The organism is Candidatus Korarchaeota archaeon NZ13-K (genome assembly GCA_003344655.1).
Lineage (GTDB): Archaea > Korarchaeota > Korarchaeia > Korarchaeales > Korarchaeaceae > Korarchaeum.
Window position 1 is genome coordinate 26,306 of record MAIU01000005.1, and the last position, 13,707, is coordinate 40,012.

13 protein-coding genes are annotated in these 13,707 nt (G+C 58.0%); 7 read left to right on the forward strand and 6 right to left on the reverse strand.

Features of this window, described 5'->3' with window-relative positions; translation table 11 throughout:
- Positions 1–38 precede the first annotated feature (38 nt).
- Positions 39–443, forward strand: coding sequence for a hypothetical protein (locus tag BA066_01595; protein RDD54002.1), 405 nt, complete (start codon positions 39–41; stop codon positions 441–443).
- A gap of 2 nt (positions 444–445) precedes the next feature.
- On the opposite strand, the gene BA066_01600 is transcribed toward BA066_01595, so the two are convergent.
- Together BA066_01600 and BA066_01605 are read right to left on the reverse strand one after the other, a co-directional pair.
- On the reverse strand, positions 446–1,453 hold the full coding sequence (locus BA066_01600; GenBank protein RDD54003.1) for a 3-dehydroquinate synthase: 1,008 nt from the start codon (positions 1,451–1,453) through the stop codon (positions 446–448).
- 139 nt (positions 1,454–1,592) lie between these two features.
- A complete protein-coding gene (locus tag BA066_01605; protein RDD54004.1) occupies positions 1,593–3,248 on the reverse strand; it encodes a DUF4445 domain-containing protein in 1,656 nt (551 codons plus the stop codon).
- Positions 3,249–3,450: 202 nt separating this feature from the next.
- Between BA066_01605 and BA066_01610 the strand changes: the two genes are divergently transcribed.
- Positions 3,451–4,053: a hypothetical protein gene (locus BA066_01610; GenBank protein RDD54005.1), complete on the forward strand. Its 603-nt coding sequence runs from the start codon at positions 3,451–3,453 to the stop codon at positions 4,051–4,053.
- On the opposite strand, the gene BA066_01615 is transcribed toward BA066_01610, so the two are convergent.
- Positions 4,050–4,991 carry a methionine synthase gene (locus BA066_01615; protein ID RDD54006.1) on the reverse strand — a complete coding sequence of 314 codons (942 nt, stop codon included), beginning with the start codon at positions 4,989–4,991 and terminating at the stop codon, positions 4,050–4,052. The two genes, BA066_01610 and BA066_01615, sit on opposite strands and share 4 nt — an antisense overlap.
- Positions 4,992–5,084: 93 nt before the next feature.
- On the opposite strand from BA066_01615, the gene aroE reads away from it, so the two are divergent.
- Positions 5,085–5,936 (forward strand): shikimate dehydrogenase, encoded by an 852-nt coding sequence (gene aroE / locus BA066_01620; GenBank protein RDD54007.1) that lies wholly within the window; start codon positions 5,085–5,087, stop codon positions 5,934–5,936.
- Positions 5,908–6,741: a shikimate kinase gene (locus tag BA066_01625; protein RDD54008.1), complete on the forward strand. Its 834-nt coding sequence runs from the start codon at positions 5,908–5,910 to the stop codon at positions 6,739–6,741. Before aroE ends, BA066_01625 begins: the two co-directional genes overlap by 29 nt.
- Before the next feature lie 65 nt (positions 6,742–6,806).
- On the opposite strand, the gene BA066_01630 is transcribed toward BA066_01625, so the two are convergent.
- The gene (locus BA066_01630; protein ID RDD54009.1) at positions 6,807–8,606 is read right to left on the reverse strand and encodes an ATP-dependent DNA helicase; all 1,800 of its coding nucleotides are present in this window, start codon (positions 8,604–8,606) and stop codon (positions 6,807–6,809) included.
- A gap of 510 nt (positions 8,607–9,116) precedes the next feature.
- Between BA066_01630 and BA066_01635 the strand changes: the two genes are divergently transcribed.
- On the forward strand, positions 9,117–9,851 hold the full coding sequence (locus BA066_01635; protein RDD54010.1) for a phosphoesterase: 735 nt from the start codon (positions 9,117–9,119) through the stop codon (positions 9,849–9,851).
- On the forward strand, positions 9,851–10,381 hold the full coding sequence (locus BA066_01640; protein RDD54011.1) for a hypothetical protein: 531 nt from the start codon (positions 9,851–9,853) through the stop codon (positions 10,379–10,381). The genes BA066_01635 and BA066_01640 overlap by 1 nt, the downstream gene beginning before the upstream one ends.
- On the opposite strand, the gene BA066_01645 is transcribed toward BA066_01640, so the two are convergent.
- Both BA066_01645 and BA066_01650 read right to left on the reverse strand, forming a co-directional pair.
- Positions 10,343–12,106 carry an aldehyde:ferredoxin oxidoreductase gene (locus tag BA066_01645; protein ID RDD54012.1) on the reverse strand — a complete coding sequence of 588 codons (1,764 nt, stop codon included), beginning with the start codon at positions 12,104–12,106 and terminating at the stop codon, positions 10,343–10,345. The two genes, BA066_01640 and BA066_01645, sit on opposite strands and share 39 nt — an antisense overlap.
- Positions 12,106–12,504, reverse strand: coding sequence for a 4Fe-4S dicluster domain-containing protein (locus tag BA066_01650; protein RDD54013.1), 399 nt, complete (start codon positions 12,502–12,504; stop codon positions 12,106–12,108). Before BA066_01650 ends, BA066_01645 begins: the two co-directional genes overlap by 1 nt.
- A gap of 177 nt (positions 12,505–12,681) precedes the next feature.
- Here BA066_01650 and BA066_01655 point away from each other — a divergent pair.
- The coding region (locus BA066_01655; GenBank protein ID RDD54014.1) for an ATP-dependent helicase at positions 12,682–13,707 on the forward strand (1,026 nt) is incomplete at its 3' end.

The following is a 13,707-nucleotide window of genomic DNA, read 5'->3' on the forward strand; positions in this document are numbered from 1 at the left end:
TTTTTATTGAGATTTACCCCCGGTGACTAGGTGTTCGTTTGTCGGCCGAGCTGATGGATGAGGTGGAAAGGTACCTGTCCGAGATGGGGGTCAAGTACCAGAGGGGCGAGGGCTACTTCGCCTCCCTCTGGAGGATAGGCGAGGGCAGCTACATGGTGGCAGTGCTGGTGAGCGATGACTGGGTGACCATAACCACGAGCATACTTGACAGGGAGAAGTTGAGGGATGACATAGAGTTCTACAAGACGCTCCTCAACGCTCACTACGCGCTGGCGGAGGTGAGGTATCACCTGGATGATGACGGTAATCTGGGAGCCAGCACGACAATACCTGTGGCTGGACTGAACAAGGAGGCCTTCTCCTCAAGGTTCGATTCGATACTCTTCGCCATAGACTACTTCCTGGGATCAATAGCCCCTAGATTCGGGATAGAGGTGGAGTGAGCCTACCTCTCCTCTATGAACTCATCCACCGCCATTCCGAAGTGCCTGGCTTTTTTAGGGGCGATGTAAACCAGCACGCTGTCCCCGGGCTTGAGCTCCGTGACCGATATCGTGGAACCATCCGGGCTCACCAGCGGTATTGTCTCAGCCAATTGAAGCACGACCCATCCCTCCTCACCATCGCTGGTCGCCCTCACGAGGGCCAGGGGTCTCCTCTCGATCTTAGCCCTGCCAACGCTGACTGCCCTCCTCCTTCCCTCCCTCGAGACCGCCAGAATCTCGCTACCGGATCTCACCTCGGAGAGGTAGAGAGTCCTCCCACCCGGGGCTAAGGTGTAGTTCGAGACGGCCCCGGCATTGACCCTGAACTCCCTTGGTGCGGTGAAGGGGGATTCTATGTTCTCACTGTGTATCAGGAAGAGGAAGGATGCCGAGCCTCCCACGAGCATTCCCTCCCCCTTAGAGAGTATCGATGTGGTGTCTACGCAAACCCTGTCGCCCATCCCAACCTGCTTGACCTCGGTCACCCTGGCCGGCCTCAGAGAGAGGGGACTGGTCTCTTCCGATAGTCTGATGAGGGCTTCCAATTGAGATGAATCCCTGATCGGGACGATAACCCCTTTCACCCCTACCTCAAGGACTCCTAGGAGTGACCTAGCCTCCTCCAGGCTATTCGCAATAGCATAGATCCTCTCACCTCCCATACTGGCTATTATGTTCTCAAGGGGGATTATCTTCCAGCTCTCACCGTCTATCAGGACATCGGAATCGTGAAGCTCCCTCCTCAAGGTGTCTATGTCCTCAGGTCCCCTCACCCTGAACAGGGTCAGGTCCCCTCTGGACGGCCACTCGCTCACGCGAACTATCATTGAAGGATCGACGAGGCTCTTTAGCCTGTCATCGGACGCTCTTTCGATTGTTGCTACCCTTATCCCCATCTTCGCTGCTCTCTCTATGACGGAATCCGGTGAGGAGTCAGCCAGCACCATGAGCTCCTTTCCCGGCTGCATCACGACCGCATGGGATGGGCTCAATTTAACGGGTGAGTACGGAGAGGATCACACTCCCCGGTGATGCATGGGCGTTAGCTAGGACTTCGAAGTTTTCCCCATGGAGGTTTTCATCTCGCGATCCTGGGTGCGACAGGATTCATTTGAGGCGATCCCTCAGCTGTGAGAGGGGCTGACGCCTCCTCAGCGCGAGCCCCTCCAGAAAGATGTCCGGAAAGTGATGCTTTCCGGTCAAATCCACGTGGATCATGTCGTCGAGGAGCGAGCGAGCCAGCTCGAAGGCCTCCCTGCTCAGTAGCATGGACTTGGCGCCGGATAAAGCGGCATTTCCTATTGAGATGAAGCCATCCTCGGGCACAGGTGGTATGAGCCCTATGTCCAGGGCATCCCTGTAACTCACGAAGGTCCCGAAAGTTCCGGCCACCACCACAGCGGCCGGCATCACGCGGGCCTCCTCGACGAGAATCCTCCAGGCGGCGTATATGGATGCAACACCTTTCTGGATCTCTCTCACGTCTCTCTGGGAGATCTCTATCTTAGGATCCTCTAGCAAGGTGACGCGGCCACCCAAATCCTTCCTCATCCTTCCACTCTCATCTATGATTCCGCTCCTCAACATCTCCGCTACAGCGGATATGAGGCCGGATCCAGCCATGCCGAGGATTCTGCCAGAGGATCTCAGGCTCCATCCCTCATCCCCGAGCCTGGCCTCCAGAACGGCCCCCTCAAGACCCCCCATCCCCGAGAACACGCTCGTCTCGAAGGCTGAGCCAGCGGGTGCAGTGGCGACCAGTACGGAGCTGCCTGTGTCCAAAATGACCTGGGCGTTCGTCCCGAGGTCTAAGATGAGGTAGGGTCTCCTGATCCCCAGGAGTCTCGTGGTGATGACGTCAGCGAGCGCGTCAGAGCCAGCGAAGCCCCCTATCGAGGGAGGAATTATCGCTAGGGCCCTAGGCCATCGGAAGCCGAGTTCCTCAGCCGGGCATATGAGCCACTCCCTCAGGGGGGGATCGAACGGGGCCCTGGATAGACCCTCCACGCTCAGTCCCAGTAGGAGGGCCTGCATCACGGAATTTCCGACGATCAGGATGGAGGATATCTCCCCCTGAATTGAGAGCTTTTGGATGAGATCGGATATCCCCTTCATGGCGAGTCTCCTCAGCTCCTCACCCCCGCCCCGGAGCGCCCTCTCGAGCCTCGTGATTATGTCCGCCCCCATCGAGACCTGAGGATTCCTCACGAATCCCTCTGACAGGGTCTCACCGGTGCTCAGGTCCAGGAGCGCTCCAGCTATATTCGTCGTGCCGAGGTCGATCGCGAGGCCCAGCTGCGCTGATCCTCCCCCGAGGTAATTGACCGTGGGATCCGGCCTTATCTTGGGCATCATTCCGGAGACCACAGCGATGGGCCTCAGCTCGGGCAGCTCTATCACCATGTCTCCCTCGATCCTGGTCCTGCAGGCTAGCCTCATCCCCCTATCGAGGACGCCCGAGATCACCTCCTCCGGCGAGGGTTCGGAGACGCTGCCCTCAATGATCCGAACGGAGCATCCCCCGCAGAAACCGGCGCCACCACAGGGAAGCTCGAATCCCAGCTCCCTGCTGAGCACATCCCCTAAAGCATCACCCTCCCTCGCCGGGAGCTCCCTACCCAGCGGAAGCACTTTGATCCTCGGGCTTATGCGACCACCTCCCCCTCGCAGCAGAACCGCTGTTAAACCTTTCCTTTTCGAGCCGAGATCCCATAAGGGATTATCCTCAGATAGGTCCTGAGGGGCCTCCCTCGAGGGATCCATGATACATGCCTCCCCTCAGAGTCCCCTGAGCTTTGGGAATTCCGCTGGAGGGATGGCGGAGGTCTTAGCATGATGCCCGAGGTGAGGCCCAATGCACCCTCGCAGCCCGGTCCTTGAGGGATCAGCCGGATCCCAAGGTCATTCCACGAACCCTTAAGCCATCCGGTGATGGAGAAAGGACCTTGAGACCGAATAATCTTTCATGGTTCGACCCGCGGAGTTGAGAGGTCATAATCACGCTTTATTAATAAGACTCGATAGGTCCAGCGGTATGAGGTCGTACGTGGGCAGGAACCTGGGGGCGTTCTTGGAGCTGATGATATTCAGCGCCAGCAGATCCATCTGGATGTGCAGCCCTAGGATATCACCCAACTTCGCCCAGAAACTGGTTGAACTTGCTAAGGAGGGAGTGGACGTCAAGGTGATCACCGAGAGCAGCAGGAATGAGGAGAGCGCTAACATACTGAGGAAGGCCCTGAAAACTAACAGGGAATCCGAGGGGGGTAAGGAAGGGGCAGTCCGTCCCCAGCTGGACTACCTGATATTGAAGCAGGGAGCGGGAGAACTTCAGTTGCGGCTCTACATAATAGACGGTAGGCAGGCCGTGATCGGATCGGCTGACCTCACGGAGTCCGACCTCTACGGGGGCATCGAGTACGTGATCATAATGGATGATGCCAGGGACGTTGAGAAGATTATGGAGGACTTCATAGCCCTGTGGAGGATATACTCAGGGCTGAGCGATGATGCGGTCGAGTTCACCAGGTCCTTCCCCAAGAGCATGCTCTCCCAGCGCGTCACCTAGCTGAGCAGATCCTCGTCCCTCATATCCCGTTCATCCAGGGACGAGACCACCTCGCTTATCACCCTCAACTTCCTGAGGGAGATGTTGTAGGCATCATCCCTCCCCTTGAGACCCCCGAAACCGCAGTCAGCGCTCACAAGATCTATGGAATCCCTACCGAACCTCTCAATCAAGCTTCTGAGCAGAGAGCTCACTTCTTCCCGAGACTCGACCTCTGCGCTCCTCGCGCTCACCACGCCCGGCGAGATCACCTTCCCAGATTCCTCCAGTCGGTCCCTCGTGAAGACCCCCATGTTCTCCGCGGTGTCGTGGAACTCGAGGCTCAGGTACCTCACGGGAGCCCTCATGAGGATCTCCGCCAGCAGAGGTGGAATCCTGCCGCAGACGTGCAGACCAGCCTCTTGATCGAGACCTTCCAACAGCTCCTCATATATCTCTAGGATCTCCCTCTCCGTGTAGCCGAACAGGATCCTCCTCCCGACCATCAACCCCAAGACCGGCTCGTCTAGGAAGACGTACCCTATGCCCCTCGAGGACGCCCAATCCACCACCCGCTTGACGTAGGGGACGAAGAAAGAGAAGACAGCATCCTTCTTGGACAGCATGGAGCCCTGGAGCCCCCCTCCACCCTCCTCAACCCTGCTGGCTAAAGTCAGAGGACCGGCTATCGCGAACCTCAATCTCTTGGGATCAGCTCCCGAGTGTTCTAGGAAGTCCTCAATCTCCCCTAAATCTATGGAAGGCTCCCCCAAAGTTATTGGGACATATTTTCCCTCTCCGATCCTCCTGAGACTCCCATCCCTGACCAATGGCTCCAGGTATATGTCGGTGAAGCTCCTCAGCTGTGGTATTGGGGGGACCGATATGCCGATGCTCACGGTGTCCGAGTAGGCCCTGATCATGTTCTCCAGCGAGTGCTCGAGCGGGTAGCTCCCCACGTGAGATGTCCTCAGAGCATCACCTCCCGGCCTTCCTCGACTGTACCGCCCACCGCACCTAAAGCTTAAGTCCCCCCTTGGTGTGCTTTAAGCGTGTCGGCGCTTCCGGATGCCAGCACCAGACTCACCTGCCTGCTCGGACATCCGGTTGCTCACTCGGCATCCCCAGCGATGCACAACGCCTCATTCAGGAAGCTGGGGATAAACGCGGTCTACCTGGCCTTCGACGTCATCAGGCTGAAGCCAGCCCTGGAGGGCCTGAGGGAGCTAGGTGCCCTCGGCTGCAATATAACGGTGCCATACAAGGAGGAGGTGGTGATGCTCCTCGATCTCTTGGATGAGAGGGCGGAGCTAATAGGGGCTGTGAACGTCGTCAAGTTCGGGGAGGAGGTCATGGGCTTCAACACGGATGTGGACGGCGTGAAGTACAGTCTGGAGCTCTTGGAAGCCACTGGAGATTGCGCTCTGCTGTTGGGGGCAGGGGGAGCGGCCAGAGCGGTCCTTGCAGCACTCCAGGGATCATTCGATAGGGTGTTAATAGCATCCAGGAACGTCAATAGGGCGAGTGCCCTCTCCGACCTCTGCCTCAGGCTGGGTCTGGATTGCATCCCCATCCCGTGGGAGGAGAGGAACAGACGCCTGGCCGAGGCCGATCTGTTGGTCAACGCGACCCCTCTGGGGACAGGGGGAGGGGAGCCCCCCTTGGACCTCAGCGGGCTCAGGAGCGGAACCGCTGTGCTGGATCTGGTCTACAATCCCGTGGAGACACAGCTAGTGAGGGAGGCAAGGGAGAGAGGATGCAGGGCCATTGGGGGGTTGAAGATGCTGGTGAGACAAGCGGCGATGTCCGAGAGGATATGGTTCAATGTCGACCCTGACGAGGGCCTGATGGAGGAGGCGGCCCTGAGGTTCCTGGGTGTCGGGATTGGCGGTGGTGAGGGTTAACGGCGCCATAACGGTGGTCAACGCGATAGCATCTTGGAAGGGGTCCGCCGTGGGTATCGAGATGAACGTCATGGCGAGGGCGGAGGTGTCGAGTGATCTCTCCGTGATACCAGATGATCCCTTGGTGGTCGAGGCAGCTAAGGAGGGTCTCAGATTCGTCGGAGGGGAGGGGATAAAATTGGAGGTGGTCTCGGAGATACCGGCTGGGTGGGGACTGAAGAGCAGCAGCGCCGTAGCCAACGCAGCGGTATTAGCTGTTATAAGCGCTTATGGGGAAAAAGTAAGGCTTATAGATGCCGTGAGGCTCTCGGTGAGGGCAGCAAGAAGGGCCGGCGTTACGGTAACGGGAGCCATGGATGATGCTGCGGCGTCCATGCTCGGGGGACTCGTGATCACGGACAACATGAGGGACGAGTTGCTGCTGAGGATCCCCCTTCCGGAGCTGGAGGTAGCGATACTCCTGCCCTCGAAGGAATCGGCCAGGCCAACTTCATCGATTGACGCGAGGAGGATTTCCAGGTACTCCTCTGTGGTGGGCTCACTGATGGAGCTCCTCCCCAAGAGGCTCTGGGAGGTCATGACGCTCAATGGTCTGATATACAGCGAGCTCCTCGGATTCGATGCGGAACCGGCTCTGAAGGCCATAGAGCTCGGAGCTCTCGGGGCGGGGCTCTCCGGAACTGGGCCAGCCGTGGCCGCGGTTTGCAGGGACTGCGGGGAGGTCGCTGAGCACTGGTCCTCCCTGGGGAGGGTTATGAGGAGCAGGATAACCAATCAGAGGGCCAGGGTGGAGCTCACCGGGTGAGTGCCATGATGCCGGGATGGTCGCTGGCAAACTCCCCACAGCATGAACTTATACCTCGAGTCTCCCTAGCCCCTGGCGTCCCACCTCACCACCCTCGCGTTCCACCTAACGAAGTCGGGGAGCAGGGAGAAGTAGCTCCTCCTGAGGAACCTCTCATCGGCCAGAAGGAAGGAGGCCTCGTCCTCCTCAGATCTTATGGCCCTTCCCAGGGCCTGGGATGCCCTCCTCAGCGCTGGGACCACGTAGGTTAGGTACCTCCCCCTCCTCCTCCCGTGGACCCTCTCGCTGTACTCTATCTGTATCCTCGTCTTCGTCGTCAGCCTATCGAAGGGTATGCCCAGGAGCATCACGCCCTCCAGCTCCTCCCCGGGGAAGTCGGCGCCCTCAGCGAACCTCCCACCTGCCGGAGCCACGAGGAGACCCTCCTTCCCCGTCTTTGGAAGGAGCTTGAACTCCCTCAGCATGTTACTGGCCTCATCACCGCTCATGCTCCTCTCCTCGATGAACAACCTCCTGCCGCACTCGGCGGCTAGATCCCTTATACCACCTATGACCTCCTCCTGGACCCTGTAGCTTGCGGTGAATATGGCCAGATTGCCGGGGAGCTCCAGGAAGGATCGAACGACCCTCAAGTACCTCCTGATCATCTCATCAGATAGCTCCTCCCCCTTGGTGCTCACCCCCTTCACTATGACCGTGGCCACCCTCTCGGGATCGGCTATGGAGGGGACGCTCATCCCGGAGAACTCCTTGATACCTACCGTCTCCGCGAATGCATCCATCGGCTCCAGAGTCCCGGACATGAATACGACCGACCTGAAGTCGCTCCATATTGACGAGAGGATCTCCCTGGCTCTCATGTCCCAGACCTCCAGGCTTATCCCGTCCTCCTTGGAGTAGAGGTAGGCCACGCCGTCCTCCCCGGCCTTCTCCAGGGCAGTGACTAGGAACTCCGTCAGGGAGTTGAGGTGGGATCTCGGCTCCCTCCCCCTCTTCACTTGGTCAGAATAAATCGCATCTATGAGTTCGTGGAGCTTCCTCAGGTCCTCGGGCTCGAATCCCGTCAGGGAGAGCATCTCCCCCAGATCGAAAGTTCCGTCCTCCTCCTTGGCCACGTTGACCATGAAGTCCCTGAGAGAGGCTATCTTCCCCTTCAAACCCAGGGAGTCCCTGGGATCATATTTCTCATCCTCCCTCAACGCTCTCTCCACGCTCGTCAAGCTTATTGACTTGCTGTTGAGTTCCTTCGCCACCCTATCTATGTTATGGGCCTCGTCAACGACCAAGAATGATTCCCTGAACTTTATCTTGTGCCTTATGGCCCAGCCCAGGGGGGAGAGCACGTAGTTGTAGCTGAGCGAGATGACCCTGGCCCTGTCGAGCATCGATATCTGAAGGAAGTAAGGGCAAACACCAGATTCGGAGGCTATCTCAAGTATTTCGGAGAAGGATAGAGGGTTCTCAAAGTAAAAGTCCCCAATTCTCCTCAGATTCCTGAGATATGGGCAGCTCTCCTTCCTGAGCCTGCACAGATTGCTCACACCCTCGTTGCTGCTTATCCCCATCCTCCTGGCAAGGAGGCACATGTCCCTTTTTCCCCTGAAAGAAATTCCAAAAACACTCTTCCTCCTACTTATCACCTTTAGTTCCTCTATTGGCCTATCTGTCTCATTTCCGGTTCTTACGGCCCATATTATCCTGCCCCCTTCCTCAGCCGCGTCCAGCAGCGCTGAGAGAACAACAGGCGTCTTACCGAAGCCAGTGGGCGCTTGGAGGCAGAAGTGCTTCCCCTCCTCGGCGGCCCTCCTCACGGCCTCCATGACCTCCTCCTGATGTCTCCTAGGAGTGTAGGGGAAGTGCCTCATGCTCCTCTATCCCATCCACCTCTCGACCCCTCGGAATAGCTTCATTAATAAAACTAGTTGGGTCGAGGATCAGTCATGAGCCTCAGGATGGGCGCCTTGGTGAGCTGGATGAAACCCGGGCTCTCGGGCAGGGTTCCGGCAAGCCCGACGAAGGGATCCTCAGGTTATTGCGTTGATTCAGCTAAAATATGCGATCCTGTGCCCTTGGAGGCCCTCTAATAACGAGAGGGTCCCCGAGGAGAGGTGAAGCTGAGCGGTCATCGTGCTGATCAATACCCTGAGGGTTCCATGTTCAATCAGATAGCCAGTAGCTCATCGATCTCCGGAGCTCCTCCAAGCAGTCGAATTCGGCATCTCGGGACCAGAATTGTTGTAGCGATGAGCCAGCGTCCCTCGGGCAGAGGAGTACGTTGAGCTGGCTTTTAAGGCTGCCGTCAGGGTTCTGAATGCGTTGAGATACCGGGAGCTGAATCCGGCGAACTTTATATCGATACCTTGTCCCTATGAGGGATGGATCCGGATGTGGAGGTGTTCCCCTACGGGGTCATGATAAACGGCGCTCTGGTGGTCGCGGACCTTCACCTGGGATACGAGGATGCTCTCAGGGAGAGGGGCGTCGAGCTGCCCTACGAGCAGTACAGCTGGGTGAAGAGGGAGATAGTGAGCTACGTTGAGGGGCGAGGACCTGATGTGGTAGTGCTGGGCGGGGACGTGAAGCACGAGTTCAGCGGGGCCCTGAGTCAGGAGTGGAGGGAAGTCTTGGATCTGATAAGCACACTCAAGGGCTTAGGGGTTAAAATAGAGGTTGTGAGGGGGAATCATGACAACTTCCTGATCCCGATACTCAGGAGGGAGGGGATAGATGTGAGGGATCCGTGCCTCAAGCTGGGGGACTTGCTGGTGATTCACGGTCACATCGAGCCGATGATACCCGAGGACATCGAGCTGATAGTGATGGGACACGAGCATCCCGCTATAACGTTGAGGGATGAGATAGGCGCCTCCCAGAAGTTCAAGGTGTTCCTGGATGGGGAGTACATGGGGGCCAGGCTCCTGGTGATCCCGGCGATATCGCCCCTGGCCCCTGGCACGGACCTGCTCAGCGTGAGCAGGAGGGATCTGCTCTCACCCATCCTCAGGAAGGTCGATCTGGACGAGTTCAGGGTGATAGTGGCGGACAAGGATGTGGGCGTGGAGAACCTCGGTCCGCTGGGCACGATAAGGATGGCGACGAGGCTGATCTGATGGGTTGCGCGGTTTTCGACATCGATAACACACTCTTCGATGTCAGGGCCAGGTTCAAGGTGGCGATATCGGGGTTCGGAGTCTCATCACCCAGGGAGCTCACCCCGAGTGAGCAGAGGGAGTTCTGGAGGAGGTTCCTCGACCCGACGCTCCTTCACCTAGATATACCCATAGGCAGGAGTCTGGAGATGGTGCTCGAGGCGAAGAGGAGGGGACTGAGGGTGGTTCTGATAACGGGAAGGTATGAGAGCCTCAGGAGGGACACGGAGCTCCAGCTGATCCAAGCTGGTGTGCCCTACGATGAGCTGCTCATGAGACCGGACGGGAACTTCGAGAGGGATAGGGAGCTTAAACCGTCCATACTCAGGAGGCTGAATTGTGAGGTGGTTGAGTATCATGATGACGATCTGGAGACCCTGCTGGAGGTCAGGAGGATGTTCCCGAGGGCCTTGCTCTTCCTTCACAGGCCCGATGGTAGCTTCGAGATGATATCAGTGGGGCGGAACGGCGATCCTCCTGTACCTATCTAGGGCCCTCATCACGTAGCCCTCATCTATCCTGCCTTGGGGAGAAGGGGTCTCGAAGATCCTCCTTGGGACCCTGAGCCTGCTCGGATCGAACCCCATCCTGATCTTGAGATCGAGCTTCTCCCTGTATATCTCCCTTCCGAGGGCCCTGAGGTCCTCCTCATCAATCTCGATCCCGAGCGGTTTCAGGGCCCTTGAGATCATCTCAGGTTTGTAGACACCCCTGGCGAACAGGCAGATGACTAGGGATGTCAGGACCTGCCTCCAGGACTCCTCCTCCACCAACTCATCGACGAGCGCATCCGGATCCGGATAAGACTTGCCCAGATATCTCTGATCAAGGGAGTAACCCGCATTATCCAGGTGGCTGTGCCTCAGGCCTATCAGGTAACCTATGTGAGACGCCGGCCCAGTGTGATAGCCCGGCATCTCATTGCCACCGAATGTGAGCGCGCAATCCTGGCAGCCATACCTCTCAGAGGCCCTTTCAGTGCCCTCAGCAAGCACCCCATAGAAATCATTAGGCTGATCCACTATGAGCTCCAGCATCTTGAGGTAAGTCCTCCAGTCTCCCCACTCCGGCCTTACAATGGTCTCCCTCTCGCTTATGACCCCCCTCTCGAAGGCCTCCGTGGCCCAGGCAAGCGCGACTCCGGAGCTTATGGCATCCAATCCGAGGATGTCCGTCTGCTCTATCAGCTTAAGAATGCCCTCAATCTCGCTGACCCCCAGCATGCTACCTAGGGCATAGATTGGCTCGTAATCGTAGCTTATGTACCTAGTGACGTAGAAGTACTTCTCCCCTGGGTAGATCTCCCTTATGGAAGCTATGTGCACGCACGCTATTGGGCAGTGAGCGCAGGCTATCCTCCTAGCGAGGCTCTCCTTAGCGAACCTCTCCCCGCTTATGAGCTCGGCCCCCTCGAACCTGGCGGACCTCAGGTTCCTGGTCGGCAGGCCTCCGATCTCATTGAGGGGCATCACGTTCTCCGCAGTCCCCAGCTCGTGGTACTTCCTGGTTGAGGGGCTCCTGAGACACTCCTCGAAGATCTGCTTGTATATCTCCCTGTAACCTCTCACGTCAGCGACTGGAACGGCCCTTCTCCCGCCTATAACCAGCGCCTTGAGCCTCTTAGATCCCCAAACCGCCCCGAGCCCCAGCCTGCCGAAGTGCCTGTAAGTCTCAAGGATGACCGAGGCGTACCTGACCAGCCTCTCCCCGGCCCTGCCTATCCTCATTATGCTCCTGAGGCCCGGCCAGGGCTCCCTCTCCCTGAGTACCTTGCCTATGGTGAGGGAGCTCCTAACGCCCCAGAGGGCACTTGCGTCCTTGAACTCCACCCTCCCGTCGTGCACGGAGAGGTAGATGGGTGTCTCGCTGGATCCCTCTAACACCAGAGCCCCGAAGCCGGACATCCTCAGGGCCAGGGCGGCTCTTCCCCCAGCATGGGACTCCCCCAGGTTGCCGGTGAGCGGTGACTTGAACATGGCCACCAGCTTGGAGGCCGCCGGATAGACCCCGGTGAGGACGCCGACCGCCATCACTACCACGTTATCAGGGGACAGGGGATCGACCCTAGGGTTTAGGTTCTCCTTCAGCAGCTGGACGGCAACCCCCGTCCCTCCCAAGTACCTCGAGAAGAGGTCATCCCTCCTCTCGACCCTGTACCTCTTGTTCGTGAGATCCACTCGGAGCACCCTGGCCAGCTGCTCATCCACCAGGGGCATCACATCACCCTCAGGACGCCGTAAGGGCAGAAATCAACGCAGTAGCCGCAGTGAGTGCATATTATAGGCTTATCATTGACCCCGTCCCAGAAGATAGCCCCGAAGGGGCAGGCTCGAACGCAGTAGCCGCAGCCTATGCACAGCTTGGCATCCAGCGTGACACCGCCCCCTCTCCTCATCCTGAGGGCGGAGGTCGGACAGACCTTGGCGCATGAGGGGTCATCGCAGGCCCTGCAGACGATCACGGTGAATCCCCTCTCAACCCCTCCAACGCTCCTCACATGAATGGCAGAGTAGTTGAGGCCGGAGTCACCGAACCTCCTCGAGCAAGCGAACATGCATGACATGCAGCCCACGCAGAGGTCCGGGTCGACGAGCTCCAATCTCCTTGCCGGCATCACTGGGTGGGGCATCACCACTTAATAATGATCCCTCCACCCCCGATTCATGAGCTTAAATGATGTCATAAAACACCATTAGGGATAGCTTCGTGAAAATCAGTCCCCTTTATCGCGTCCGATCCCTCAGGCAGTTTTAATACGGCGTCCCGTTGACCTGCCCTGCGGGGGAATGCGATGCTCGCGAGGACTCTCAGGGAGTACAGCAAGGAGGAAGTGATGGCCGTGCTCCATCCGGCGGTGGCGGAGTGGTTCGATTCGAACTTCACGGACTTGAGCCCCCCTCAGAGGCTGGCGATAGTTCCAATACATGAGGGGAGGAACGTCCTCATATCCAGCCCCACGGGAACCGGTAAAACATTGACGGCATTCCTCTCAATAATAAGCGAGCTCTTCAGCATGGGGGAGAGGGGGGAGCTCCAGGATTCGGTTTACGCCATATATGTATCCCCGCTCAGGGCGCTCAACAACGACATATACAGGAACCTGGAGGTCCCGCTCAGGGAGATAAGGGAGAGAAATCCAGATCTCCCCGAGGTGAGGCACTCAGTCAGGACCGGAGATACGACAGCGTCCGAAAAATCCAAGCAGCTTAGGAAACCGCCCCACATACTGATAACGACCCCTGAGACTCTAGCAATAATCCTCACGGCCCCCAAGTTCCGAGAGAAGCTGAGGACAGTCAGATGGGTAATCGTTGATGAGATACACAGCCTGGTGGAGAACAAGAGGGGGAGCCACCTCTCCCTCTCCTTGGAGAGGCTGAGCCACCTGACGGGGAGGGACTTCGTGAGGATAGGGTTGTCCGCTACGATAAATCCGCTGGAGGAGGTCGCAAAGTTCCTGGTTGGATACAGGAACGGGGAGCCCAGGGACTGCCTGATAGTCGAGACCAGTTGGGCCAAGGGACTGGATCTGGCGATGCTGTCCCCTGTCGAGGATCTCGTCAACACACCCAGCGATGTCGTATCCTCCGAGATGTATAAGATAATATCGGATCTGATCAGGGAGCACAGGACCACCCTCATATTCACGAACACTAGGAGCGGCACTGAAAGGGTGGTCTTCCACCTAAAGAAGATTCTTGAGAACTCGGTAGAGGAGATGGACGAGATCATAGCCGCCCATCACAGCTCCCTCTCGAGGCAGGTCAGGGGGGATGTGGAGGGGAAGCTCAAGAGGGGGGAGCTGAGGGCCATAGTG